This window comes from Streptomyces sp. NPDC002536, from assembly GCF_053594995.1.
This window is the reverse complement of the sequence record NZ_JBSFWU010000066.1, coordinates 1-25,665: the sequence shown is the minus strand read 5'-3', so window position 1 is coordinate 25,665 and position 25,665 is coordinate 1. Positions and strand designations below refer to the sequence as shown.

The 25,665-nt window shown below is 71.9% G+C and carries 20 protein-coding genes and 1 pseudogene; 11 read left to right on the top strand and 10 right to left on the bottom strand.

Annotated features, from left to right (window positions below; genetic code table 11):
• Window positions 1-290 precede the first annotated feature (290 nt).
• The 3 genes from ACWD4B_RS23110 (at window position 291) to ACWD4B_RS23100 (ending at window position 2,687) form a co-directional block, all read left to right on the top strand.
• Window positions 291-470: a hypothetical protein gene (locus ACWD4B_RS23110; protein ID WP_451422510.1), complete on the top strand. Its 180-nt coding sequence runs from the start codon at window positions 291-293 to the stop codon at window positions 468-470.
• A gap of 12 nt (window positions 471-482) precedes the next feature.
• Complete coding sequence (locus ACWD4B_RS23105) at window positions 483-1,661, top strand: glycosyltransferase (protein WP_451422509.1); 1,179 nt, start codon at window positions 483-485, stop codon at window positions 1,659-1,661.
• Between the two features lie 84 nt (window positions 1,662-1,745).
• Window positions 1,746-2,687, top strand: a complete 942-nt coding sequence (locus ACWD4B_RS23100; protein ID WP_451422508.1) for a LysR family transcriptional regulator — start codon at window positions 1,746-1,748, stop codon at window positions 2,685-2,687.
• Window positions 2,688-2,750: 63 nt separating this feature from the next.
• Here the strand turns inward: ACWD4B_RS23100 and ACWD4B_RS23095 are convergent, their stop codons facing one another.
• Window positions 2,751-3,026, bottom strand: coding sequence for a hypothetical protein (locus ACWD4B_RS23095; RefSeq protein ID WP_451422507.1), 276 nt, complete (start codon window positions 3,024-3,026; stop codon window positions 2,751-2,753).
• Between the two features lie 342 nt (window positions 3,027-3,368).
• Here ACWD4B_RS23095 and ACWD4B_RS23090 point away from each other — a divergent pair, with 342 nt between their 5' ends.
• On the top strand, window positions 3,369-3,746 hold the full coding sequence (locus ACWD4B_RS23090) for a nuclear transport factor 2 family protein (protein ID WP_451422527.1): 378 nt from the start codon (window positions 3,369-3,371) through the stop codon (window positions 3,744-3,746).
• A 47-nt stretch (window positions 3,747-3,793) separates the two neighbouring features.
• Here ACWD4B_RS23090 and ACWD4B_RS23085 read toward each other — a convergent pair.
• Window positions 3,794-4,578: pseudogene (locus ACWD4B_RS23085) on the bottom strand (helix-turn-helix domain-containing protein); the annotation flags it as partial.
• A gap of 159 nt (window positions 4,579-4,737) precedes the next feature.
• Window positions 4,738-5,748 (bottom strand): peptidoglycan-binding protein, encoded by a 1,011-nt coding sequence (locus ACWD4B_RS23080; protein WP_451422506.1) that lies wholly within the window; start codon window positions 5,746-5,748, stop codon window positions 4,738-4,740.
• 372 nt (window positions 5,749-6,120) lie between these two features.
• Between ACWD4B_RS23080 and ACWD4B_RS23075 the strand changes: the two genes are divergently transcribed.
• The 3 genes from ACWD4B_RS23075 to ACWD4B_RS23065 are packed head-to-tail and all read left to right on the top strand — an operon-like array spanning window position 6,121 to window position 9,030.
• Window positions 6,121-7,002 carry a CAP domain-containing protein gene (locus ACWD4B_RS23075; protein ID WP_451422505.1) on the top strand — a complete coding sequence of 294 codons (882 nt, stop codon included), beginning with the start codon at window positions 6,121-6,123 and terminating at the stop codon, window positions 7,000-7,002.
• Between the two features lie 23 nt (window positions 7,003-7,025).
• Window positions 7,026-7,937 carry a peptidoglycan-binding domain-containing protein gene (locus tag ACWD4B_RS23070; protein ID WP_451422504.1) on the top strand — a complete coding sequence of 304 codons (912 nt, stop codon included), beginning with the start codon at window positions 7,026-7,028 and terminating at the stop codon, window positions 7,935-7,937.
• 40 nt (window positions 7,938-7,977) lie between these two features.
• Window positions 7,978-9,030, top strand: a complete 1,053-nt coding sequence (locus tag ACWD4B_RS23065; protein WP_451422503.1) for a basic secretory protein-like protein — start codon at window positions 7,978-7,980, stop codon at window positions 9,028-9,030.
• A gap of 109 nt (window positions 9,031-9,139) precedes the next feature.
• Here ACWD4B_RS23065 and ACWD4B_RS23060 read toward each other — a convergent pair whose 3' ends face one another.
• The 6 genes from ACWD4B_RS23060 to ACWD4B_RS23035 all read right to left on the bottom strand — a co-directional run bounded on the left by ACWD4B_RS23060 (window position 9,140) and on the right by ACWD4B_RS23035 (window position 20,091).
• The gene (locus tag ACWD4B_RS23060; RefSeq protein ID WP_451422502.1) at window positions 9,140-12,100 is read right to left on the bottom strand and encodes a BTAD domain-containing putative transcriptional regulator; all 2,961 of its coding nucleotides are present in this window, start codon (window positions 12,098-12,100) and stop codon (window positions 9,140-9,142) included.
• Window positions 12,101-12,248: 148 nt separating this feature from the next.
• The gene (locus tag ACWD4B_RS23055; RefSeq protein WP_451422501.1) at window positions 12,249-15,197 is read right to left on the bottom strand and encodes an AfsR/SARP family transcriptional regulator; all 2,949 of its coding nucleotides are present in this window, start codon (window positions 15,195-15,197) and stop codon (window positions 12,249-12,251) included.
• Between the two features lie 479 nt (window positions 15,198-15,676).
• Complete coding sequence (locus ACWD4B_RS23050; RefSeq protein ID WP_451422500.1) at window positions 15,677-17,134, bottom strand: dihydrolipoyl dehydrogenase family protein; 1,458 nt, start codon at window positions 17,132-17,134, stop codon at window positions 15,677-15,679.
• A gap of 355 nt (window positions 17,135-17,489) precedes the next feature.
• Window positions 17,490-18,161 (bottom strand): TIGR04282 family arsenosugar biosynthesis glycosyltransferase, encoded by a 672-nt coding sequence (locus ACWD4B_RS23045; RefSeq protein WP_451422499.1) that lies wholly within the window; start codon window positions 18,159-18,161, stop codon window positions 17,490-17,492.
• Window positions 18,158-18,865, bottom strand: a complete 708-nt coding sequence (locus ACWD4B_RS23040) for a glycosyltransferase family 2 protein (RefSeq protein ID WP_451422498.1) — start codon at window positions 18,863-18,865, stop codon at window positions 18,158-18,160. The genes ACWD4B_RS23045 and ACWD4B_RS23040 overlap by 4 nt, the downstream gene beginning before the upstream one ends.
• 131 nt (window positions 18,866-18,996) lie before the next feature.
• Entirely contained in the window at window positions 18,997-20,091 is a 1,095-nt protein-coding gene (locus ACWD4B_RS23035; protein WP_451422526.1) for an NAD-dependent epimerase/dehydratase family protein, read from the bottom strand.
• A 79-nt stretch (window positions 20,092-20,170) separates the two neighbouring features.
• Here ACWD4B_RS23035 and ACWD4B_RS23030 point away from each other — a divergent pair, with 79 nt between their 5' ends.
• From ACWD4B_RS23030 to ACWD4B_RS23015, 4 genes are all read left to right on the top strand, one after another.
• Window positions 20,171-21,538, top strand: coding sequence for a glycosyltransferase 87 family protein (locus ACWD4B_RS23030; protein ID WP_451422497.1), 1,368 nt, complete (start codon window positions 20,171-20,173; stop codon window positions 21,536-21,538).
• A 164-nt stretch (window positions 21,539-21,702) separates the two neighbouring features.
• Window positions 21,703-23,148: a molybdopterin-dependent oxidoreductase gene (locus ACWD4B_RS23025; protein WP_451422496.1), complete on the top strand. Its 1,446-nt coding sequence runs from the start codon at window positions 21,703-21,705 to the stop codon at window positions 23,146-23,148.
• Between the two features lie 2 nt (window positions 23,149-23,150).
• Complete coding sequence (locus tag ACWD4B_RS23020; RefSeq protein WP_451422525.1) at window positions 23,151-23,663, top strand: hypothetical protein; 513 nt, start codon at window positions 23,151-23,153, stop codon at window positions 23,661-23,663.
• Window positions 23,660-24,340, top strand: coding sequence for a class I SAM-dependent methyltransferase (locus tag ACWD4B_RS23015; protein WP_451422495.1), 681 nt, complete (start codon window positions 23,660-23,662; stop codon window positions 24,338-24,340). The genes ACWD4B_RS23020 and ACWD4B_RS23015 overlap by 4 nt, the downstream gene beginning before the upstream one ends.
• A 51-nt stretch (window positions 24,341-24,391) precedes the next feature.
• Here ACWD4B_RS23015 and ACWD4B_RS23010 read toward each other — a convergent pair whose 3' ends face one another.
• Window positions 24,392-25,183 carry an alpha/beta fold hydrolase gene (locus tag ACWD4B_RS23010; protein WP_451422494.1) on the bottom strand — a complete coding sequence of 264 codons (792 nt, stop codon included), beginning with the start codon at window positions 25,181-25,183 and terminating at the stop codon, window positions 24,392-24,394.
• Window positions 25,184-25,665: the final 482 nt, after the last annotated feature.

Below are 25,665 nucleotides of genomic sequence, written 5' to 3'. Positions count from 1 at the left end.
TGTGGGACAGCTCCGAGGCAGTCACGGCCGCGGGGCAAGGCGCTCCGGCCGCCTGTCGGCTCGGGGATGTACGTGCAGATCGTGTCCCGGCTGGCGCCGAGGAGCTTGGCGGCGGTGTTCTCAGGGCGGGTGTGCAGGTCGCGCGCGTGGCAGATCTGTTCGTCGGTTGTTTCCGGTGCTGCTCAGCGTGTTGGAGGTTCCACTGGCGCTCGAACCGTCCTGAAGGAGCCGTTGATTTCTCACGGGATCCGTGGAATCCATGGAAGGCGGGCGATCCGGAGGAGGAACCGATGAGTGGTCACCGCCCCGTGACGTACGAGCTGGACGAGAGTTATTCGCTGTTCCTCATGGACGGCGGGAAGCATCCGTCCGCCATGGACACCGACGACTTGAAGATCGCTGACAGCGACGCCTTCGGCTTCATGAACCTGATGGGGTCGGCGGACCCCGTCCCGGACGACCTTCCCTGAGCCGGCGCCTCCATGACCATGACGGCCGCGGTCGCGTGGCTCGCGCCGGCCGAACTGGCCCCGGCGATCGCGCTGGCCGCCCTGGGCCGCCTGGAACGGGCCAGCCGTCTCCGGGCCGCCAGGCGGTACCGGCCGGCCCGGCGTGGCCATCGTGAGCCGGTGGCCGTGGTGTGCCCTGTCTACCGGGAGGACCCGGCCCTCTTCGGCCGGGCCCTGCGCTCATGGCTCCGCAACGACGTGACGGAAGTCGTCTGCGTGATCCATGAAAACGACACCGTGTGTGCCGAGGTGGCCCGGGCGCATGGCGTACGAGTGATCATCACGGCGGACCGGGACAAGCGCCGGGCGCTGCGAACCGGCTGGCAGGCGGTCACGGCGGGCCTGGTCGCTCTCACGGACTCGGACACGGTCTGGGCCCGCGATCTCGTGGCCACGGTCAGCGCGCCGTTCGTGGATCCGACGGTCGGCGGGGTGGCGACCCAGTCGTTCGTCCTGGAACCGGCCACGTTCTGGGAGGAGATCCGCCGCGGCCGAGGACCGATCGTGGTGATGGCCGCCCAGACCGTCCGGGGACAGGCCTTGGGCTGCCTCCCCGGCCGTACCGCGGTCTACCGGCGAGCCCTGCTCGAACAGGTCGGCCCCGACCTGGTCCAGCAGTCCTTCCTGGGAGTGCGCTGCGGTCCCGGTGACGACACGAGGCTTTCCGCACTGGCCCTTCGGGCGGGCTACCGGACGGTCCTGCAGGCCAACGCGCACGTATGGTCCCGCTTCCCGGACACCTTCACCGGCCTCGTCCGCCAGAGACTGCGACACCAGCGCAACAGCTGGCGGGAACACCTGAGCGCACTGGCCGGCGGATGGATCTGGCACCACCCCTACCTCGCACGGTGCGTCACCGTCTCGGTGATCCTGCGCCTGGGATTCATCCTCAGCACGGCGTACTACCTCTGGCTGGCCGCCTCCGGCCACCTCCTCGCGCCGACCATGGTGGTGACCTACTGGTGCGGCCGACGTCTCCTGCGCACCAGCCGCCTACTGCACCGCACCGGCCGACGGCGGGTCCTCGCCTTCAAACTCCTTGCCACCGACGTCCTCTCCCATGCCCTCGACATCTTCGGGCTCCTCACCATCCGCCGCCAGGGCTGGCTCACCCGCGGCAGCGACAGGATGACGTCAGGGACAACATCTTGACTGTGCCACATCTGCGGGGGCCCTGACCCCGCGGGCCTTGACCCCGCCTCCTCGTGAAGCCCACGCCCCCTCGGTGTTCCATCGGTGTTCCATTGGTCTGGACATGGCGGCCGGGTCGCCGTCGATCCGGCGTGCTTCACACTGGCCAGCGGGGGACGCCGGATTGGATGCCACAGCACCGGGGCGCGCTCGTCAGGCATCAGCGGACCGACGAGCAGCCTTGAGACCCATCATCTTCACGCCCTCCACGCCCTTTTGAAGGAACGTTCCGCCACCCGGGCGGCACGGCGCCTGGGGCGTACCCAGCCGACGCTCTCCTCGGCCCTGGCTCGATTACGCCGACACCTCGGGGGCGAGCTGCTCACCAGGGTCGGGAATCACTATGAACTCAACACCTTCGCCGAGCAGTTGTTGCCGCGGGTGAATGCCGCCGTGGCGGCATTCACCCGAGCGTTCGGCGCGGATCCGGAGTTCCTCGGCCGCAAGGTCGATTACTACCGGACGGTCGACGGAGTGATGTTGCCGCACGGGTATATCGGCCTGCCGCGCTCCTTCGATCCCTGCCGGGACCGGTGGGTCTGCGTGATCGATGCCGCCAACTCCCGGGGCGGGGACCGGCTGACCATGGACCATCTGCGGGAACTTCCCTGGGCGACCACGTTCCAGGAGCCATTGGACCGGTCGCCAGCCTGGCGGCAGATGGAACTGCTCGGCGTCCGTCCCCGGGTCACCGCGACGGCCGACTCCTTTCTCACCATGACCTTTCTGATACGCCGGACAGACGGCATCGCGCTGATGCAAGAGCAGCTGGCCCGGCCGCTGGGCTGCGCGCTCGGCGTCCGCGTCATGGACTGTCCATTCGACGTAGTCCCGCTCGTCGAGGGGTTCTGGTGGCACCCGGTCCACGACGCTGATCCCGGCCACGCCTGGCTGCGCGACGCCTTGTCCCGGGCGTCGGCTGACTACATCACCATGGTCAAGGTTCTCCAGCAGCTGGTCCGTAACGTGGGCGGGACAGTCGCCTGACAGACCAAGGAACCGGGCGAGGTGCCCGAGCTCTGGTGAGGTTGAGGTGCATCTGTGCTGTCCTCATCCTGTGGCGCTCATGCAGTCCTCGAGCTGCGCAACAAGTTCTGGCAACGGTCGGGGGATTGTGCCGTAGTCGTCGTAGGTGTCGGTTTCCAGGGTTTGGACGGCTTCGCAGAGGAGTGTGGCGAGCATCCACCTCTGGTCTTGTTCGGTGCTGGGTCTGCTGCAGGTCTCGTACTGCGGCACCGGCACGCGTAAGAACCAAGCCCGCACCTCGGCTTCGTCATGGGCACAACGCACCGACGGCAGCGCGGCGGCGAAGGAACGCAGCCACACATCGGCGGCGTCGAGTTGTCGGCACTGCCTGCACGCCGAAGGACAACGGCATCACTGTTCATAGCGCGAGACCTCCACAACCTGCCTGGATTTGCTGACGTCTTACAGGTCTCCGCCGCTCAGGCGCCAGGTTTTATTTCCCGAGTCGTCCGAGCTGGTGGACGATCCAGCCCACCGCTCGCCACGGCTCGGGGTCGAGGGCCGTGCGGCAGTCGACAAGCAGGGGGACGGCGGGGCGACCCACGAGGACTTCTGGGCCAGTGCTGTGACCGGGATGGTCCACTGTGATCGGAAGGTGGCTCGCGGGACGAGCGCACGCGCAACGGCTGGTATTACTGGGGCATGCAGGAAGAGACGGCACGCTCCGCGATCGACACGTTCATCTCCGCGTTTAACGCCTCGGAGGACAGCTATGTGACTGCCCTGCTCTCCCAGGCTCTGACCTCAGACGTGGTCTTCTGGGGGCCGTTGGGTCGCAGCGAAGGAATCGCGGCGGTCGAGCGGTTCGTGCTGGACATCCGGCGCCACCCGGCGGGGACCGGCACGATGGTGCGCTGTTCAGCGGTGGACATGCCTGACGAGTGGGCCCGGTACCAGTGGGTCTTCACCACGCCGGATGGAGGCCCCCGCCTGGCGGGAACGGACGTCGTCCATCTGCGGCGGAGCCTCATCGACCAGGTCATCGTCTTTGCGGGGGAGATCAAGCCGTCCGCCTCCTGAGTCGTCGTTCTGTCGCTGTCCTTCTCGTGAACTTGTCCCTTTCGGCAGGGGGCGCCGTCGGGTCGGGCGGCGCGGATCGACTTCAGCGCGGCCAGGGTGTTGGCAGTGCCCTTGCGGCGGCGGTTGACACCCCACAGGCGGTCGTCGCCCACGGAGTAGCAGCCGTGGAAGTAGGTGACGCCGTGGGTGCGGCGGTAGGTCGCCGGCAGCCGGTCTGGCTTGTCCTGCTTCGCCCAGCAGGAGCCTGCGGTGGGCCGGATCCCCAACGGCCCGAACTCGTCGAAGGCGAAGACCCGGTCCGGGAAGCGGTCCAGAACCTGCTCGATCCGGTCGAGCTTGGCGTCGCGATGAGGGTCGGGGGATTCCTTCCATGTCTTGGTGCGCTGGAAGGTGATGCCGCGGCGCCGGAGCAGGCACCGTAAGGCTTCACGGCCGATGCGGATGACACGTCCGTGCACTTCCCGCCGGTAGGCGGCGAGTTTGCGGATCGACCAGCGGGTGAAGGGCTGGCCGAGCCTGGTGGGGCGGGTAGTGGCCGTCCGGATGACGAAGTCCTCGTCGTCAGGGGTGAGCAGGCGGGGACGGCCTCCCGCCCACTGAGGGTCCAGGCAGGCCAGGCCGATCTCGTTGAAGCGGTGGATCACGTCGGGCACGGTGTCTCATCGGCCTGGACCAGCTGGGCGATAACCGGCACCCGGTTTCCGCCCGCCGAAACGAGCAGCATCATCGCCCGCCGGTAACGCACCGAACTCGTGCTGCCCCGGCGCACGATCTGCTTCAGCTTCTGCCTCTCCTTGTCGGTCAATCTGCGTACGCGGACAGGCTCAGCCACCGCGCCTCCAGCGGTCGAATGGACGTCCCGCACATCCAACCGTCACGACCACCGACCCGGCGAACCTGCACGGTCACAGCACCAGTACGTGCCGGCCGGGGAACCCGGCCCGGCGGGGTCGCCCGGGGGGGGTGCTGCTCCGCCCCGGGCGGCCGATGGCTACGGAAGCGTGACCGCGTCTCCCGGGGTGATCGTGTCGGGGTCCTCGATCTGCGGGTTCGCCGCCGTCAGTTCGGACAGCGGGACGTCGTTCGCCGCCGCGATGGATGAGAGCGTGTCGCCCTCCCGCACCGTGACGGTGCGGGTCCGGCCGTACTCCGCCGTCAGCCGCGCCAGCTGCTTGGGGCCCGGGATGCCGTCCGCGTCGGCGCCCGTGTCGCCGATCTTCTTCTGGTACCGGCGCATCGACTCGGTGTCGGCTTCCGTCCATTCGGGGCCGGGGCCCTCCTCGTAGGCGCTGCAGTCGGCCCGCACCAGCATCTCTCCCAGGCGGGTGATGTGCTCGCCACCGCTCCCGGGGCCGTAGGCCAGACCGTCGATCACGACCTGGCGTGAGGAGTCACCGTCCTCCGGCGTCCCTGCGTCCCGGTCCTCCTGCCGGTCGGCGGGCCGGGAGGAGGCGTCGCCGCCGGCCGGGATGTCGGACTCGTCGGCCTGCTCGCCGAAGTGGACGACACCGGGGCGCCCCCGCCAGTCGGGGTCGGCCACGACGACGCCCTCCGGGAAGTCCGGGATGCCGTACCCGTGGACGTAGGAGGACTTGCGCGGCCGGGTCTTGAGGTAGACGCCGTCGCCCTCGGCCGAGCCCGAGTCGTTGGTGTTGCCCTCGATGGTGGTGATCTCGTCGTCCGTGTACCCGATGCAGATGCCCGTGTGCGAGCCGCCGCCGGGGCCGAAGAAGACCACGCTGCCGACGGCCGGGTAGGCGCTCCAGCGGCCGCGGTCCTGGAACCACTCCACGCCCGCCGGGCACCACGCGTAGCGCGGCACGATGTCGCCGTTCCCGCTGCGGTCCGCGGCCCAGCTCACGAACATGCCGCACCACGCCTCCTCGTTCATGCCGTACCAGCGGCCGAACTTGTTGTCGTTGTCCCAGTGCCCGTCGGAAAAGCCCTCCTGGTATCCGATCTCCTCCCGGGCGACGCTGATGAATTCCCTGGCTCCGGACATGGTTTACCCCTCCTGAATAGTGAGCATGAACATTCCCGTGGCGACGGTGACCGCAATGGAATGAGAGCTCGCGCGATGATGCGCAGCGGGCACGGCATGGGCGTGCACCGCCTCCGACGTGGGACGCGAGCTGTCGTTCACCATGCCACATCGAGGCCGGAATTGCCCTGTCGAGCTCCCGTTGAACGCTTTTCCGGGAGGCGTTGACCGGCGCGTTGATCCGCGTTGACCGACATTGAGTTCGCGTTGATCAACCGTGGATCGGGACGCAGCAGCATGGTGGGCGTCGAAAAGGTTCGGCTGCTCCCAGAGCAATTCACACGACGCTGCGCCGAAGAATGCGCAGCGCTCCAGAACGGTTGGCAGAGAGAAATGTCCCCGCAGAACGGCCAGATGTACGTCCTTCGCTCGGCGACCGGTGTGGTCGCCGACGTCGACCACAGCAACACGGCACCGGGTACGAAGATCCAGGGCTGGTCGCCCAACGGCTCCGCGGCGCAGCAGTGGGTCTTCTGGGCCAAGGACAACGGCTCGTGGCTGCTGGAGACGGGGCTGAGCCACGGCACCCACGGCCCCGGCCAGGCCATGGTCCTCGACTACGACTTCACCAACTTCCGGGCCCACCTGTGCAAGGAGCACGGGCAGGCCAACCAGCTGTGGCGGCTCGAGGACGCCGGCGACGGCTACGTGCGCCTCAAGAGCCTGCGCACGGAAGGCGGCGACGCCTACCTGACCGCCGACGGCGGCGGCAGGTTCCTGGGCGTGTGGAGGTCCGACGCCGGCAGCGACGCCCAGCGGTGGCGGCTGGAGGGCGTCAACTCCTCCGGCCAGGGCGGGCAGCCCGGCCGGCAGCCGCAGCCCCAGCCTCAGCCGGGCGGTGGCGGCTCCGCGGTCGAGCAGATGCTGAGCCTGGTCAACCAGGAGCGGGCGAAGGCCGGGCTGCCGGGCCTGGTGCTCGACGGCCGGCTGTGCGCGGCCGCGCAGCGTCAGTCCGACGACATGGCGCGCAACAACTTCCTGGGCCACGACGGCAAGGACGGCAGCACGCCGTGGAAGCGGATCAACGACGCGGGCATCGCGAACGTGCCCATGGCCGAGAACGCGGCCACGGGTTCCGACGTGCGCGGAACCATGGACATGTGGATGCGCAGCGAGGGGCACCGCAACAACATCCTCGGGCGTGACTTCCGGCGCTTCGGGGCGGCCTTCGCCCCCGGCAGCGGCGGCCGTTGGACGCAGACGTTCGCCGGCTGACGACACCCGAGAGGACACCCCCCATGGGCATCACGTGGATCCCCGGTGCCGAGCGCCTGGGCGACGGGGACATCGGCGGCGGAATGGACACCCCCGAGGAGCCGCCCCGCATCGTCTGGCACACCACCGAAATCGGCGCCGGTGACGCGGAGTTCGACTCCACCGCCGACTACCTGATCGAGATCGGCGCCGAGCCGCACGTGCTCTACGACCCCACGACCGACCGCATCGGCCAGTTCGGTCCGCTGGACGAGAGCGCCCGCGCCCTGCGCAACGACGGCGACGACCGCACCAATCGCACCGGCAGGGTCTGCATCCAGGTCGAGGTGCTGGCCCGGGCGAGCGAGCCCTTCACCGATTACTGGCAGCCGGGGCCGAACTTCGCCGCACTGCTCGACGCCGCCCGCTCCTGGGGCGTCCCGGACGCCTGGCCGGCGGGCGAACTCGCCGCCGACGGCTACGCCGACACCAGCCGGGACAGCGGCACTTGGCACTCCGAGGGCGGCCACTACGGGCACGCCAACGTCCCCGGCAACGACCACTGGGACCCGGGTGCCGTCGACCGCTCGGCGATTCTCGCCGCGGGCTCGGGCGACGCTCCGGACGCCGCGGAGGACGAGCCCGGTGCCTCGTCCGGAACCGGGGCCCCCGAGGTCAGTCTGGCGAAGGTCGTGGCCGCCGCCGGGAGCGACCCGGACGCGCCGCAGGGCGCGACCACCCACCGCGACGACGTGCTCGTCGTGGAGCGGGCGCTCCAGGCCGAGGGTCTGCTGTCCGCCGACTGGGTCGACGGCTCCTTCGGCACCAGGACCCAGGACGCCTATGCCCAGTGGCAGAGCCACTGCGGCTACGAGGGCGACGACGCCGACGGCGTCCCGGGCCGTACCAGCCTCGAGAAGCTGGGCGCGGAGCACGGCTTCCGCGTCGCCGGCTGAACCCCTGCCTCTTCCACACTCCTACGAAAGGTGCCACAGCATGTCTGTCGCCCCACAGAACGGCCAGTTGTTCACCCTCCGGTCCGCCAACGGCCTGACCGTCGACGTCAATTCAAGCCAAACGACGGCGGGCAACCGGATCCAGGGCTGGAAGCCCAACGGGTCGCAGGCGCAGCAGTGGGTCTTCTGGGCCAAGGACAACGGCTCGTGGCTGCTGGAGACGGGGCTGACCCACGGCACCCACGGCCCCGGCCAGGCCATGGTCCTCGACTACGACTTCAGCGCCGGGGTCACCCACCTGTTCCCCGAGCACGGTGACGCCAACCAGCGCTGGCTGTTGGAGGACACGGGCAACGGCTGGTACCGGATCAAGACGGTGCGCGGGAACGAGGGCGAGCGCTGCCTGACGGCCGTCGGCGAGGGCATCGCGCTGGCACTGCGGGGCCCGGACGGGGGCGACCCCGGCCAGCGGTGGGAACTGCTGCCCGTCGGCTCCCGGCCGCAGCCGCAGCGGCCGGGCGGTCAGGGCGTGCGGATCACGCTGGACGCCGGGCAGGCCCCCGACCTGGCCGGCTGGCTCGAGGCGCAGAAGCCGGTGCTGGAGACCTGGTTCCCCAAGACGGTCGCGCTGATCGCAGGCGATGCCTACGCGGCGCCCGCCGAGTACCGGATCGTGCTCGACCGGTCCAACACCGGCGTCGCCTATGCCTCCGGCGGCATGGTGAGTGTCAACCCCGACTACGTGCGCCGCAACCCCGGTGACGCGGGCTTCCTCGTCCACGAGCAGGTTCACATCATCCAGCAGAACCGCAGCGTGCCCGGGTACTTCGTGGAGGGCGTGGCCGACTGGGTGCGCAACTACCACTTCGAGAACGGCGGTCTGTCCTTCGTCCGGTCCTCCGACAAGTACACCGACGCCTACAAGACGACGGCGTACTTCCTCGACCACGTGGCCACGCGCTACGACGGCGACATCGTCCGGAAGCTGAACGTGGCCGGACACGACGGCTCGTACGACGGCGACGACCAGTGGTGGCGCGCCCGTACGGGCAGGACCGCTCAGCAGCTGTGGGACGAGATACCCAAGCGCTGAGGCCCGTCGGCGGGACGACTCCCCCGTCCCGCCGGGACACCGCGTCCCCCGGTTCCCCCGGCCGGGGGACGCGGCCTTTGTCCTCGACCGCCGTGCGTCGGAGCCCCCGTCAGAGCTCTTGGAGGTGCCGCGCGATGTCGTCCGCGTCCGGCAGGCCGAGCTCGCGGAAGACGCTCTCGGCACGGCGGTATTGCTCCCGGGCCTCGTCGGCGTCGCCCTGTACCCGGTGGGCGTGGCCCAGCTGGGCGAGGGCGCGGGCGAGGATGCCCGCGTCGCCGCGTGCCTCGGCGATGTCCCGTGCCCGCGCGGCGTGTTCGGCGGCCTCCACGGGCCGTCCCGAGAAGTTGTGGGCCTCGGCGATCGCGCCGAGCAGGAGGCCCTCGCGGTAGCGGGAGCCCGTCTCGCGCCACAGGCGCAGGCTCTCGTGCAGGCTGTCGAAGGTCTCGGACGTCCGCCCGGTCCACAGGCAGACCTGGGCGAGGTTGTGCAGCGCGTTGGCCTGGCCCGCGACGTCCCCGGTCGCCCGGGTGACGGCGACGGCCTCGCGGCAGTGCGCCAGACCGTCCTCGGCCCGGCCGGTGGCCAGCAGGGCCAGGCCGAGGAAGCCGAGTGCGTACGCCTCGATGCCGCGGCTGGTCAGGGTCCTGCAGTGGGTCAGTGTCTCGGTCAACATGGCGTGCGCGGCGGTGAAGTCGCGCAGGGCCAGCGCGCCTCCGCCCCGTGCCATCAGGACGTGGGCGAGCAGTGTCCGGTCCCCGGCCGCCCGGCACAGCTCGATGGCCCGGTCCAGGTCGGGGGCGCCGAGCCGCATGGCGAAGCGCTGCTGCACGGAGCCGCCCAGCATGTACAGGGCGCGTGCTTCCGCGGTGCGGTGGCCGGCGGCGCGCGCGGCCTCGGCCAGGGTCCGGGCGGCGCGCTCGAGTCCGTAGGGCTGCGCGCCCAGGCGTCCGAGCGGGTCCACGGCCAGCAGCAGATCCGAGCAGACGGTCAGCGACAGGGAGGCGTCGTCCGCGGCCTGCTCGATGAGTCCCAGGAGCGACGTCTGTTCGTCGACCAGCCAGGTGGCGGCTTCCTGCGGGCCGGTGAAGTCCAGGCCCGCGGAGCGCAGCGGGGCCACGTGCCCGGGGAAGACGTCGTCGGACAGCGACGCACGATGGGCTTCAAGGGCGGTGGCGAGGCAGAACTCCAGCAGGCGGGTGAGTGCGGCGGTCCGCTCGTGGTCCGGCACTTCGGCGACCGCGGTCTGCCGGGCGAAGAGCCGGAGCAGGTCGTGGTAGCGGTAGCGGCCGGGGGCGACCGACTCCAGCAGGCTCAGGTCGACCAGCGACTCGCACAGCTCCTCCGCCTCCCGCTCCGGCCGGGCGAGCAGCGCCGCGGCGGCGGGCACGCTCAGTTCGGGCACCTCGGGCAGGGCCAGCAGCCGGAAGGCGCGAACACGCTCGGTGTCCAGCAGTTCCATGCCGAGCCGGAAGGTCGTCTCCACGGCGGCGTCCTCCGCCCGGAACGCGCCGAGGCGGCGCCGCTCGTCCGCCAGCAGCGCGGCGGTCTCTGCGAGCGTGTGGTCCGGCCGGGCGAGCAGCCGGGAGGCCACGATGCGGAGGGCGAGCGGCAAATGGCCGCAGGCGTCGAGCACTTCGGCGGCGGCCTCCGGCTCGGCGGACACACGCTGTACGCCGACGATCCGGGTCAGCAGCTCCAAGGCCTCCGCCTGCGCCATGGGCCGCAGGTCCACCAGGGTGGCCCCGGTCAGGCCGGCGAGCCGGGAGCGGCTGGTGAGCAGCACCGCACTGCCGGGGGCGCCGGGCAGCAGGTCGCGCACCTGGGTCAGGTCGCGTGCGTTGTCCAGCAGCACGAGCACCTGCCGGGTGGCGAGCAGGGAGCGGTAGAGAGCGGCCCGTTCCCCGGGCAGTACCGGGAGGTGGCCGGCGCGGACGCCGAGGACACGCAGGAAGCGGCCCAGCACCTCCATGGGCTCCGCGGGCCGGGGGTCGGTTCCCCTCAGGTCCGCGTAGAGCTGCCCGTCCGGGAAGCGGTGGCGCATCCGGTGGGCCACGTGGACGGCGAGGGCGGTCTTGCCGATGCCGCCCATCCCGCTGATGGCGCTGAGGGCGACGATCCGGCCGCTCTCCAGCGCGGTGCACAGCCGGTCGGCCTCGTCGTTCCGGCCGGTGAAGTCGGTGGTGTCCTGGGGTAGTCGGGCGGGTCCGCCGGACTGGGCGGCCGGGGCCCGGAGCCCGGTCGCGTCGCCCTCCTGTCGCCCGGGGTCGGCGGTGAGGATCCTCTGCTGGAGCCGGTCCAGGCCGGGACCGGGGCGGGTGCCCAGCTCCTCGGCGAGCGTGCGGCGGACGTGCGCGTGGACGTCGAGTGCGTCCGCCTGCCGTCCGGCGTGGTGCAGCGCTGTCATCAGCAGCTCGTGGATCCGCTCGCGCCAGGGGTGTTCGGCGGCCAGCGCGCGCAGCGGACCGAGCGCGTTGTCGTGGCCGCCCAGCGCGATCTCGGCCTCCCAGCGGGCCTCGACGGCCGACAGGTGCAGCTCCTCCAGCCGGGTGCGCTGGGCCTCGGCGTACGGGCCGGGCACGCCGGCGAGCGGCTTGCCGCGCCACAGGTCCAGCGCGGAGACGAGCAGTGACCGTGCCTGTTCGGGCCGGCCGGTGTCCCTGGCCCGCCCTGCCTCGGCTGTACGGAGTTCGAAGACCGTCAGATCGATGTCCTCCGGGGCGACGCTCAGGGTGTAGCCGTCGCCCGTCGTCAGCAGCGTGCGCGCGGTGGCGCGGGGTGCCCGGCCGGGTTCCAGCAGCCGGCGCAGGGTGAAGACGTGGGTGCGCAACGACCCCAGCACGCCGGGCGGGGCCTCGTCGCCCCAGACCGCGGCGATCAGTTCCCGGGTGGACACGGGGGTGCGTGCCCGCAGCAGCAGGACCGTGAGCACTGCTTGCAGTTGGGGCGTGCCGACGGGCACCTCGGCCGATCCGTCGTGCACGCGGAGGGGGCCGAGAACGGTGAACCGGCAGGCGGCGGTTCGCCCGGATTCGCTGTCGGAGGAGTGGCCGGGAGAGGCGGCAGAGGGCATGGGATGTCTCCGAATGACGTGAGGACCATGGGGGGTGAGGAGCGCTTGGCGTGAGGACCTGTTGGCGAGAGGTCACGGGAGGGCGGATTGCCGTGACTCCGGTTCCGCAGCGGCGAGTTCGGTACGTGAGGAGAGCAGGCGGCTCTCGTCAGGGGACCGGTGCCGGTTCGAACCCGCCGCGGTGGGCGGGCTCGTCGCCGAGCAGGGCGAGGAGGTCGCCGGCCTCCGGCATGCCCAGGCGGGCGCAGAGTGCGTACGCGGTGCGCCGGTGCGCTCGGGCGCCGTCGTGGTCCCCGAGCAGGCCGAGGGCGGAGCCGAGCACGGCCAGCGCGTGGGCGCGGCCCCAGTCGTTCCTGACCTCTTCGAGCGTCGCGGCCGCGGTCCGGGCCAGCTGCGCGGCCTCCTCGGCGTGGCCGGTGGCGAGCCGGTTCTCCGCGAGCCGGAAGGTGGTGAGCCCTTCCCACAGACGGTTGCGGTGGTCGCCGAAGAGGGCCGACGCCTCGGTGAGGCGTGCGGCGGACTCGGCGTTCCGCCCGGCGGCGCCGAGGACGACGCCCAGTTCGTACAGGGCGAACCCCACCCGGCGGCCGTCGCTCAGCCCCTGATGGACCGCCAGGGCCTCCTCGGCGTCCGCAACCGCCGGGGCCGTCTCGCCCGCCGACTGGCGCACCCTGCAACGCGCGCCGAGGACGTTCGCCTCGCCGAACCGGTCGGCGTGCGCCCGGAAGACCGCCGACGCCTCGGTGAGGAGGGCGCGGGCCTCGTCGTGGCGGCGCAAATGGTACGAGCAGCGCGCCAGCAGCACCAGGGCGTCGGCCATGACGAGCGCGTCGCCGACCGCGCGGCTCGCCGCCACCGCCTGGCGGCAGACCTCGGCCAGTTCGCGGAGGCGGGCCGCGTAGTAGTAGCCGTGGCCGAGGGCCAGGTAGGCGCGGCCCGCGCTGCGCCGGTCGCCCAGGCGGAGCGCCGCGGAGATCACCGCGTGGGCCGCCTGCTCGAACTCCGGCCCGGGGCCCCCGCGTTCCAGCAGCTCTTCCATCATGAGCAGCAGGTCGGCCGCCGGGGCGACGGCGCGGGCGGGCGCCTCGGCCGCTTGGCGCACCGCCGCGAACAGGCACGGTGCCTCCTCGGCCAGCCAGACCCCGGCGTCCTCGGCCGTGGCGAACGACAGCCCGGGGACCGTCGCGGTCACTCCCAGGCGTTCGGCTCTGCCGAGGGCGCCCGGGTGCGCGGCCCGCACCGTGGACACCAGGAACTCCAGCAGGCGGCTCAGGCCGGCGGCCCGTCCCTCCGGGGACTCCTCGGCGCTCGCGCGTCCACGCGCGTAGAGGCGCAGCAGGTCGTGGTACCGGTAGCGGCCGGGGAAAGGGGACTCCAGCAGGCTGACGTCGACCAGCGACTCGCACAGTGCCTCGGCCTCCGGCTCCGGCAGGCCGAGGACAGCGGCCGCGGCGGCGGACGAGACGTGCGGGCCGTCGGGCAGGGCGAGCAGCCGGAAGGCCCGTTGCTGGGCCGGCCGGAGCTGGGCGTGGCCGAGTGCGAAGGCGGCCTCGACCGTCAGGTCGGCGACGCGCAGTTCCGCCAGGCGGTGCTGCTCGTCGGCGAGCCGGCTGTGCAGCGCGCCGAGCGGCCACGCGGGGCGCGTGGCCAGCCGGGCCGCCACGATCCGTACGGCCAGCGGCAGATGACCGCAGGCCGACACCAGTCGGGCGGCGTCGTCCGCCTCGGCCTCGACGCGGGCCCGTCCCATGACCTTGCCCAGAAGCTCGAGTGCCTCGCCCGGGGTCATGACGTCGAGGTCGACCAAGCGCGCGGACGCCGGGCCCGCGGGTTTGGCGCGGCTGGTGACCAGGACGGCGCACGAGGGCGGGCCGGGCAGGAAGGGCCGCACCTGCTCGGGGCCGTGGGCATTGTCGAGGAGGATGAGCACGCGGCGCCCGTCCAGCCGGGTACGGAAGAGCGCGGAGCGTTCCGCCAGGCCTTCGGGTATCGCGGCGTCGTCCACGCCCAGCGCCCGCAGGAACGAGCCCAGCACGGTGGCCGGGTCGGCCGGGTGGCCGCCGACGCCCTGGAGGTCCGTGTAGAGCTGTCCGTGCGGGAAGGACTCCCGTACCCGGTGCGCGACGTGCACGGCGAGGGCGCTCTTGCCCACCCCGCCGGCTCCGGAGAGCGCCACCGTGGGGGCGGCCCCGGGACGGTCGGGCGTCAGCAGCGCGCACAGGTCCGCCACGAGCGTGGCGCGGCCGGTGAAGTCGGCGAGGTCGCCGGGGAGTTGGGCGGGCAGCGGCGGCGCGGACGGGTCCGGGAGCCCGGTGGCGTCCGGAGCCGTGAGCCGATCCCGTGCCTCGGCGAGGTCGCGGCCGGGTTCGAGCCCGAGCTCCTCGCCCAGCAGCACGCGGGCCTCGTCGTAGACGGCGAGCGCTTCGGCGGACCGGCCGTCACGCTGCAACGCCCGCATCTGGAGAGCGCGCAGCCGTTCGCGCAGGGGGTGACGCGCGGCCAGGTCGGCGAGCTCCGCGAGGACCGACTGCGCGCCGTCCAGCTCCAGGTCGAGCTCCAGACGGGCTTCGAGGGCCGTCAGACGCTGGTCGGCAAGCCGGGCCCGGTGCGCGTCCATGGCCGCGCCGGGGACGCCCCGCAGGGGGTCGTCCTGCCAGGGCTCCAGCGCGAGGCGCAGCCGGGCGCGGGCCTCTTCGAGCCGTCCGGCCGCCCGCGCCCGGCCCGCCGACGCGACGTGGTCCTCGAACCGGGCGAGGTCCACGGCCTCGCGCGGCACGTGCAGCGCGTAGCCGTCGGGGACGGAGACCAGGACCCGGGGGGACTCGCCCGCGGCCCGCTCCGGCTCCAGCAGCTTGCGCAGCCGCGAGGCGTACGTCCGCAGGGCCCCCACGGCGCGGAGTGGCGGATTCCCGCCCCACAGAGCCTCCACGACGTCGGCCACCGAGGCGGCCCGCTCCCGACGCAGCAGCAACACCACGAGGAATGCCTGCTGCTGCGGGGAGCCGAGTTCCAGCTCCCTGTCGCCGCGCCACGCGCGCGGTCGGCCGAGCAGCGTGAACCGCAGCCCGGTGTCCCCGGTGACCATCTTCCGCCCCACCCCATTGACGCCTTCAGGCGCGCATGCCGTACGACGGGCCGACCCCGTCTTTCCGCCGGGCGCTCGGCACGTCGTCCCCCGGCGTGCGCTGGCCTAAATATTACCTGTGGACAACCCATCCTTTAACGTCACCGGGTTGTCGTCGGGACGTGACTCCCGTGCAGGCGGGCGCCACGCCCGGCGGACCGCCACCGACACCATCGCCCCGTGCCGCGTCCCGCCCTCCACGTGCGCGCTCTCCGAGAAGAGCGGGAACCGGGCGGCGTCCATACGCATTTCGGCCATGTCCCGGTGCACCTCCTTCGGTGACGGTCAGTGGTGTCGTCCGCCGATCCGGCGTCACCCCTGCGCCAGTGTCTCGGCAACGAACGGTGCCGAGCGCGCGGCGATCCGGGTCGAGCCCGAGTGGACGTGCGCCCCCCTGGCCGGGTCCGGAACAGCGCTGTCCGGCCGTGGTCACGGCCCATCCCCGGCCCGACTCAGGCGCGCTCGCGGTGGTGGGCGGCGAGGAGGAAGAGCCAGATCTCGCTGACGGTCGGGAAGCAGGCGATCGCGTGCCGCAGCCGTTTGAGCGGGATCTCACCGGCGACCGCGACGGTGGCCGAGTGCAACAGTTCGCTGACTCCGGGCCCGACGAAGGTCACCCCGAGCAGGACTTCCCGGTCGAGGTCGACCACCATGCGTGCGTGGCCACGGTAGTTGTCGGCGTGGAGCTTGGCGCCCTGGACGGCGTCGAAGTCGAGGTCGACGGTGTGGATGCGGTGGCCGGCCTGGGCCGCCTGCTCGGCGGTCAGGCCCACGGCGGCCGCTTCGGGGTCGGTGAAGAAGACCTGGGGAACGGCGTGTTGGTCGGCGGTGGTGGCGTGGTCGCCCCACGGACCGTCGTCCAGGGGACGGCCTGCGGCACGGGCACCGATGGCGTCGCCGGCGGTCCGGGCCTGGTACTTGCCCTGGTGGGTGAGCAGGGCCCGGTGGTTGACGTCGCCGACGGCGTACAGCCAGGCGCCGTCGACTCCGTTGACCAGGCAGGTGGTGTCCACGTCCAGCCACGTGCCGGGGGTGAGGCCGACCGTGTCCAGGCCGATGTCGTCGGTGCCGGGGATGCGGCCGGTGGCGAACATGACCTCGTCGGCCCGGAGTTCACTGCCGTCGTCGAGGGTGAGGGTGACGGGCCCGGCGGGGTCCGGGCGGCGCACGGCGGTGACCTGGGTGCCGATCCGCACGTCCGCACCCGCCTCGGTGAGGCTGCGCGCGACGAGTTCGCCGGCGAAGGGTTCCATGCGCGGGATCAGGCGGCGGCGGGCGAGCAGGGTGACCTGGGAGCCCAGGCCCTGCCAGAGGGTGGCCATCTCGATGGCCACCCCGCCACCGCCGACGATGGCAAGACGGGCGGGCACGGTGCCGGAGTCGGTGCCGTGCCGGTTCGTCCAGGGCCGGGCGTCCTCGATGCCCGGGATGTCGGGCAGCAGGGGGAGGCTGCCGGTGGCGATCGCCACCGCGTGCCGGGCGGTGAGGGTGCGGTGTGTGCCGTCGTCCGTGGTGACGGTGACACGGCGGGGGCCGTCGATGCGGCCGTGGCCGCGGTACAGGTCGGCGCCGATGGACTTGACCCATTCGACCTGTCCGGTGTCGTCCCAGTCGGAGACGAAGTAGTTGCGGCGGGCGAAGACCCGGTCGGCGTCGGGCCTGCCGGTGACGGCCTGCCGGGCTCCGTCCACCCGGCGTGCGTCGGCGACCGCGACAACCGGCCGCAGCAGGGCCTTGCTGGGGACACAGGCCCAGTAGGAGCACTCGCCGCCGACCAGCTCACGCTCCACGACGGCCACGGTGAGACCGGCGGTGCGGGCACGGTCGGCGACGTTCTGGCCGACCGGGCCGGCGCCCAGCACGATGACGTCGTAGGTGCTGCTCTCCAGGTTCTCGCGTGCTGCGCTCATGTGCTCCCTCACGTCCGATCGGGGTCGACGGGGCCGCATGCCCGTCACATGTAACCGCGCAGGTGCGCGCGCCGTCATGCGTTGGCCGTAGGAGTCGCCATGATCGGCCTTTTCCGGCCCTTATGGCCGCACGCACGCCGTGACCGGTCTCGGACCATCCGCCTTTTGATCCGACCGGATGCGTGGCCTTGGTGGCCGGAGCGACCGGCGGAGTCGGCGCCGCCACCGCGGCGCTGCCGGGCCGGCGGGGACGCGCACGTACTGCGATGCGGTCCAGGCAGTAGCGGGCCGGCATCCACGACTTGCCTCGGCACTTGCCACCACCACTGCTGCCACATTGTGCTCACCCGGCCACTTACCCGTCAGCCGTATGAACAACCCTGCGAGTCAACGCGCCCAGCACAGCGGCGAAGTGCGAATCCGAGGCCGTCTGCGCCACCTTGAATGCGTCCGCTGCCGTGTCCACGTCGCGCAGCGGCGGCAGGTCGCGCACCCGCAGGCCCGCCGCAGTCAGGCGGCGACGCTGGGCAGCCCCGGTATCGGGTGTGGACATCGGGACGCCGCGCAGCAACTCCGGTTCGGGCTCGGCGAGTCCGAGCGCCCAGAACCCGCCGTCCACCGCCGGGCCGAACCAGGCGTCGCATTCCCGCCAGGCATCACGTTCCAGCGCGGGGGCGAGCAACTCCGGGGTCAGCTGCGGGGTGTCCATGCCGACCAGCAGCGCGGGGCCGTCCGCGAGGGCGGCGAAGGCGGCAGCCAGGCGTTCGTCCAGCCCGCCGGTCGCTTGTGGGATCACCTCGATGCCGGGCGGCAGCCAGGGTCCGGGCGCGCCGTCCAGGACGAGCACGCGGCGGCGGGCCGGGCAGCGGCGCACGGCGTCCAGGGTGTCGGCGAGTGCGGCCTCCGCGAGAGCGGCGGCCTCTGCGGGCGTGAACGGCGGCGTGAGCCGGGTCTTGACGCGCCCGGGCCGAGGCTCCTTGGCGATGACGAGCAGTCCGGTCGGCCCCGCCGAACGGGCGCTGCTCATCTGCGGGCTCCTGCGTTCGGTGTCGGTGGCTCTCCCAGTACGGCTCGCATGTCGCGGACTGCGTGCCAGGTGCCGCGCCAGGTGCCCGTGACTTTGGAGCGGCCGGCGCGCGGGTGGTACGGGACGTCGACCTCGTGCACCCGCCACCCGGCGTCCGCAGCGCGGACGACCATTTGCAGCGGGTAGCCCGACCTGCGGTCGGTCAGGTCCAGGCCGAGCAGGGTCTCCCGGCGGGCCACTCGCATCGGGCCGAGGTCGTGCAGGTGCAGGCCGGTGCGGCGGCGGATCAGGCGGGCCAGCCGACGGTTGGCGAGCCGGGCGTGCACCGGCCATGCGCCGGGACCGGTGGGTCTGCGGCGGCCGAGCACGAGATCTGCGCGGCCGTCGAGAACGGGCGCGGCGAGGGACGGCAGCAGTCCCGGGTCGAGGGAGGCGTCGCAGTCGCAGAAACAGACCAGCGGGGCGGTGGCGGCTCGCAGTCCGGCCGCACAGGCGGCGCCGAAGCCGCGGAGCGGTTCGCGGACGACGGACGCGCCGAGCGAGGCGGCGATTGCGGCGGAGTCGTCGGTCGAACCGTTGTCGACGACCACCGCGCGCCAGCCCGGCGGAATCCGCCCCAGCACCCAGGGCAGCGCGGCCGCCTCGTCGAGGCACGGCAGCACCACATCGGCAGGGGACGGCTGAGAGGACGGCTGCTCCGTCACGTCTGTCAGCCTAGGCCGGGAAGCGCCCGGCCGCTTCCCGGAGAGACTGCCGGAGTGCGGGCTGCGGAGCGGGGCCCGGTCTGATGCCGGTGCGGGGCATCGTCGCGTCGCGTCGCGTCGCGGCTGCAATGTCATCCTTCCGTCGGCACGCGGCCGGTCCCGCCGCGCAGCGGCGCAGCCGCGAACTCCCGCATGCCCTCGGCGAATCCCACCCGGGGCAGCCAGCCCAGTTCCTCGCGCAGCCGTGCCGACGAGGCGGTGATGTGGCGGACGTCGCCCAGGCGGTACTCGCCGGTCACCACGGGCTGCGGTCCGCCGCAGGCCGCAGCCAGCGCGGCGGCCATCTCCCCGACGGTGTGCGGGATCCCGCTGCCGACGTTGTAGGCGCGCAGGGACCCGGGCGGGGTGTGACCGTTGCCGGAGGCGGCGCCGATCGCCGTGAGGTTGGCGGCGGCCACGTCCCGTACGTGGACGAAGTCCCGCCGCTGGCCGCCGTCTTCGAAGACCTGCGGTGCCTCGCCCCGTGCGAGTGCCGAGCGGAAGAGCGAGGCCACCCCGGCGTACGGGGTGTCGCGTGGCATGCCGGGGCCGTAGACGTTGTGGTAGCGCAGGGCGATGGCCCGGCCGCCGGTGGCCCGTGCCCACGACGCGGCCAGGTGCTCCTGCGCGATCTTCGTCGCCGCGTAGACATTGCGCGGATCCGGCGGCGCGTCCTCCGACACCAGGCCGGGGGTGAGCGGGGATCGGCAGGACGGGCAGGGCGGTTCGAAGCGTCCCGCGTCGAGGTCCTCGGTACGCCGTGGACCGGGCAGTACGGTGCCGTGACGGACGCAGGTGTAGTGCCCCTCGCCGTAGACCACCATCGAACCGGCGAGCACCAGAGCCCGGACGCCTTTGCGGGCCATCGCTGCGAGCAGGACGGCGGTGCCCAGGTCGTTGCAGGCCACATACGCGGGTGCATCGCCGAAGTCCTTGCCCAGGCCGACCATGGCGGCCTGGTGGCAGACCACGTGCACGCCGCGCAGCGACGTCTCGACCGCCGCGGCTTCCCGCACGTCGCCACGTAGGAACTCCGCACCGGGGGGCAGCGAGAGCGGGGCGGCCCGGCGGCCGTGGGCGGCGGGCAGCAGCGTATCCAGCACGCGCACGCCGAGCCCGGCATCGGTGAGCGTCCGGACGATCCGCGAGCCGATGAATCCGGCCCCTCCTGTGACGAGGACCAGCATGGATCCGAGGCTACGGCCGGATGCAGGCATGTGCGCCGCGAGTTCGCCGTCGGTGCGCACGGCTGCCATCGTGGCAGGTGTGGGAATACGCGCGCTCGGTGCCACGGCACTGCTCGCGGCCCTCGTGGCCGTCGTCGCCGTGACCGTTCGTACCGGTGGCGACCTTGGCCGTCCAGCCGCGCTGTTGTCCTGGTACGCCGCCGCGTGGGTGCTGTTCGCCGGCGCGGCGTGGGCGGTGCGCCGGGTTCCGGTACGCACCGCCATGGCGCTGATCCTGGCCGGCGGGATCGCCCTGTCCGCGGCAGCGCTGTCGGCTCCGCCACGAACCAGTGACGACATGTACCGCTATGCCTGGGACGGGCGCGTGCAGGCCGCGGGAATCTCCCCGTACGCCTATCCCCCGGACGCACCTCGGTTGGGCCGATTGCGTGACCCCTGGCTCTTCCCCACCCGGACCGCCTGTCACGGGTGGGACCTGCACCCCGTCGCGGCGGGATGCACGCTCATCAACCGGCCGTCCGTGCACACGATCTACCCGCCCGTGGCCGAGGGCTGGTTCCTGCTGGTGCACGCCGTCTCCCCGGCAGGAGGGCGCCATAAGCCCCTGCAGCTCGCCGGTGCGGCGCTCGCCACGGCCACGACCGTGGCGCTGTTGCTGATCCAGCGGCGAAGGCTCGGAGATCCACGGCGGGTGGCGCTGTGGGCATGGTGTCCGGCCGTACCGTTCGCCGCGGTCAACGACGCCCACGTGGACACGCTCGGGGTGCTCTTCACCGTGGCCGCGCTCGGCACCGCCTCGGGAGCGTGCCGTGGAGCGCTGCTGGGGGTCGCGACAGCCGTCAAGCTGCTGCCCGTGCTCTCCTTTCCGGGTGCGCTGTCCGGGGTGCTGGCTCCGGGAGACCACTCGCGCGAGCGGCTGCGGGAAGCGGTACGCGCACTGCTCGCGGCTGTCGTTGTCGTTGTGCTCGTCTGTCTCCCCCACCTGTTCGTCTCCGGCTCGGCGATCATCGGCTATCTCCCCGGCTACCTGCGGGAGGAGGGATACGAGCAGGGGGACGGCGGCCGGTTCGCGCTGCTGCGGCTCGTGCTGCCGGATGCGTGGGCCGACCCGGCAGCCGTCGTACTGATCGCGCTCACCGCCCTGTACGTCCTGCGGTGCGGCGATCCGGGGCGCCCTTGGCATGGGGCGCTGCTGGTCACGGGGACTGCACTGCTGCTCGCGTCGCCCCCGTACTACTGGTACGCGCTGCTCGTCGTGGCCCTGGTGGCGATGGGCGGCCGAGCGGAGTGGCTCGCCGTCGTCGCCGCGGGCACCGTGCTGTACGTCGGGAACGCGCTGCGCTGGGATGCCGTCGAGGCCTCGGCGTACGGGCCGGCAGCCGTGGTGGTGTCCGCCGGTGCACTTCTCCGGTCCCGGACAGCACGTCGGCGCAACGTACCGACCTGAACACCGGTCGAGCACTCGGTCGGTGGCGGTCACCCGGATGCCCGCCGGACAGGGTCACTCGGCCAGGTCTGTGCCAGATTGTAGGTGTCTGCCTGCCGGGCTCCGATCATGCCAGGGGGTTCCCAGCTCGTCGAGGGGCGTCCCGAGGATGAAGGAGAGGGCTGATGGGCCGTGGCGAAAAGCCATCGGACTCGGGGGCGTCCAGCGAGTCGGAGGACACGGCGCCGGGCGAGAGGCACGCACAGAGGCTCACCGAGCGCGTTCGGCGCGTCCGAGCCGTTGCGGGCGCCCGCGCCGCCAGGGCCGCCGCTCGTGCCCGAGCCATCGCGCGGCGCATCGGTCAGCTTCCGGCACCCCCAGGACCGTTCCGCCCCGGCTTCTGGCGCAGCCCGATCCGCGGGCCCTGGCTGACGTCCGTCTTCGGACTGGTACTGCTCATCGGCATCCCGCTGCTCTTCGTCACCGGGATGCTCTCCTACGCCGCGTACAACCCGGGGCTCGGCCCGCTCAACGACCAGACTCCGGACAAGGGCCTGCTGGGTTTCTACCTCTTCGACTGGCCCACGCATCCGTACTGGCTGTACCGGCTGACTCAGGGTGTGCACGTGACGCTCGGAGTGGTCCTGGTACCCGTGCTGCTGGCCAAGTTGTGGTCGGTCATCCCCAAACTGTTCGAGTGGCTGCCGGTGCGCACCGTCGCCCACGCCCTGGAGCGCCTGTCCCTGTTGATGCTGGTCGGCGGGGTCATCTTCGAGTTCGTGACCGGCATCCTCAACATCCAGCTCTACTACGTGTTCCCGGGCTCCTTCTACACCCTGCACCTCTACGGCGCCTGGGTGTTCATCGCCGCCTTCGTCGTCCACGTATGCCTCAAGCTCGGCCGGATGACGCGCGCCCTGCGCTCCCGCAGCCTGGCCGCCGAACTGCGCACCGGTCTCGCCCACACCCGGCCCGAACCACCCGACCCCGACGGCCTGGTGCCGACCGCCCCCGCACCGCCGACGATGACCCGGCGCGGCGCAGTGGGCATGGTCGGTGCGGGATCACTGCTCCTGCTCGTGGCCACCGCGGGACAGAGCATCGGTGGTTGGCTGCGCGGCACCGCATTCCTCGCACCGCACAACCGCGAACCGGGCAGCGGCCCGAACGGCTTCCAGATCAACAAGACTGCGGCGGCCGTCGGCATCAACCCGGCACATATCGGGCCGGATTGGCGGCTGGAGCTCCACGGCCACGGGCCGACGCTGGTCTTCACCCGCGAACAGCTTCTCGCAATGCGCCGGCATGCGGCCGCGCTACCGATCGCCTGCGTGGAAGGCTGGTCCACCCCGGACCAGCACTGGAGCGGCCTGCGCCTGACCGACCTCGCCGTCCTGGCCCAAGTGCCCGACGCCGGAAGCGTCCTGGTGGAGTCCGTCCAGCCGCCCGGCCCCTACAGCTCGGTGGTGCTGCGGGGCAACCAGATCCACGACCCCCGATCGCTGCTCGCCCTGCACGTCAACGGCGCGGACCTCTCGGTCGACCACGGCTACCCGGCCCGCATCATCGTCCCGGCCAACCCCGGTGTGAACAACACCAAGTGGGTGCACCGGCTCACCTTCAGGACGTGACCATGGCACGCTTCCTGCGCTGGTACGGCTCCGGCCCCCTGCACCTGCTCGTCCTGATCTGCTCGTTCGCCCTCACCGGCTACGCACTGGTCCGCCTGTTCGCCGTCCGCCCGCTCGAGGTGGCCGTCTGGTTCGTCGGCGCAGCGATCCTGCACGATTTGATCCTCCTCCCCCTGTACTCGCTCGCCGACGTCTCGGCGCACGCCGTCCTGCAACACCGCACCGTCCAGGGACCACAGCCCCCGTGGATCAACCATCTGAGGGTGCCCACCTTTCTCTCCGGTGTGCTGCTGCTCGTCTGGTTCCCTCTCGTCCTCGATCTGTCGGTCCCCTACCCGGGTGCCACCCGGCTGCCCGAAGGTGTCTACCTCGGCCGTTGGCTGGTGACCACCGGTGTGCTCTTCGGCGCCTCCGCGCTGGCTTTCGCAGTCAAACTGCGCCGGGTCCGCAGGGCCGCCCGTGCCGACGGAGCACAAGACGGAGAACAATCCGCCCCAGGTCACGGGGCACCATGACGACCGCCGAGGACGGGCCGCTCCACGCGGACGAGGACCCCTACGCACTGGCCCTGCGAACCGACCATGGCCCGGTGTACCTGCGGCTGACGGACGGACGACGCATCCGGATGCCGGTCCACCGCTGGTACGCGCAGCCCTCCGCGGCCGACGAAACCGTGCTGGAACGCTGCACCGGCCCCGTTCTCGACATCGGCTGCGGACCGGGCCGGCTGTGCAGGGCGCTCCTGAGCCGTGGCGTCCTCGCCCTCGGCATCGACATAGCCCCCCGCGCCGTCACCCACACCACCGCCCGCGGCGGGATCGCACTGCGCCGATCAGTCTTCGACCGACTGCCGGCCGAAGGACACTGGCAGACCATCCTGCTCACCGACGGCAACATCGGCATCGGCGGCGACCCCCGCGCCCTGCTGCACCGCTGTGTCCAGCTCACCGCCCCAACAGGCCTTCTCCTCGTCGAAGTCGAACCTCGCGACGTCGAGGACCTGTGCACCGCCCACGTCGAAAACATCGGGGGCCACAAAGGTCCACTGTTCCCCTGGGCACGCCTGGGCGCACCCGCGCTCCACAGGATCGCCGAGAACCTGGCTCTCAACGTCACCGACCAGTGGACAAGCCACCACCGCTCCTTCCTCACCCTCACCCACCGGGGCTCGTTGTCCCGTCGTTTGCCGTGAAGCGAGGCCGACGTTCGCAGCGTCGGCCGTCGAGGACAGCTGCGGTGTTCCTTACGGCTTGTGTGCGACGGTCGTGAGGAAGTCCAGGACGAGAGGGCTGGCGTGAGTGCGGAACTCCTCGAAGTAGGCGTGCCGGGCTTCGGGGATCAGGTGCAGCCGGGCGCCGGGGATGCGGTCGGCGAGCAGGGGCGCGTTGGCGGTGGGGTTGAGCAGGTCGCCTGTTCCGTGGACGACCAGGGTGGGTGCGCTGATGCCGGGCAGGAGGTCCCAGGCGTTGTGCCGGTTGCTGGCCGCGAGGTGGTGGCGCCGGGAGTGGGCGGGCATGCCGCGGTCGCCGAGGGTGTGGTGCGGCCCGGGACGGCCGGCGAGCCACCGGGGGGTGTACATCAGCTCCAGAAGGGCTTGCCGAGCGGCTCCGGGCCGAGGCTGGACCAGGGCTTGGCGGACGTCGTTGCCGCGTTCGATGCTGTGCGGGCCGCCGGGTGAGGTGCAGCCGAGGACCAGGGCGCTGACTCGGTGCGGATGGCGGGCCGCGAGTTGCTGGGCCACCCGGCCGCCCATGGACGTGCCGTAGATGTCGGCCCGGTCGATGCCGAGTTCGTCGAGGACGGCGATGACGTCCTGGGCGAACAGTTCGGTGCTGTGGGGGGTGTCGGGCTTGTCGCTGTCGCCGGTGCCGCGGTAGTCGAGGGTGAGGGTGCTGCGGGCAGGGTGGAAGTCGGCGCGGACCGGGTCCCACCAGTGGTGATTGTTGGCCTGTCCCGCCAGCAGGACCAACGGCGCTCCCCCGCCCTGGAGCTGGTAGGCGATGCGAGTCCCGTCCGGTGCCGTCGCGTAGGTCATCGGCAGGCTCCCTCGTTCCCGTGCCGGCGGGCAGAGTACCCCGCCCGGGCCCCGGGGCCGGACGCAGGGGCCAGGGCGACCGGAGGTCGCGCTGCTTTCCATGGTCAGGCACCGTTTCCCTGCAGAACTGGCGTGTGTTTGTCGAACGGTACATGGCACGTTTCGGATTCCAGTATGACTATGCGCCCGCTCCCGAACTCCGTCCGAGTACCAGTACTCAGTACCGCTACGGCATCACCGACACAAAACAGGCAGCTGTGTACGGCTTCGCCCCACCCGGAAGCCCCCGCACGGAAACTCACCGGGACGATCACCAGCCGACGGCCGAGATGGCCCCAGTCTTGACTGGCACCAACAACCCCAAGATCATGCCGGGTTCCCGGGTCCGTAAAGCTTTTGGTGTAACTGGTGTGGTTTCTGGTTCAGTTGTGGACTGCTGAGAGGCGTCCGTCGAAGGCGATGTCGAATGCCTGGAGGGCTCG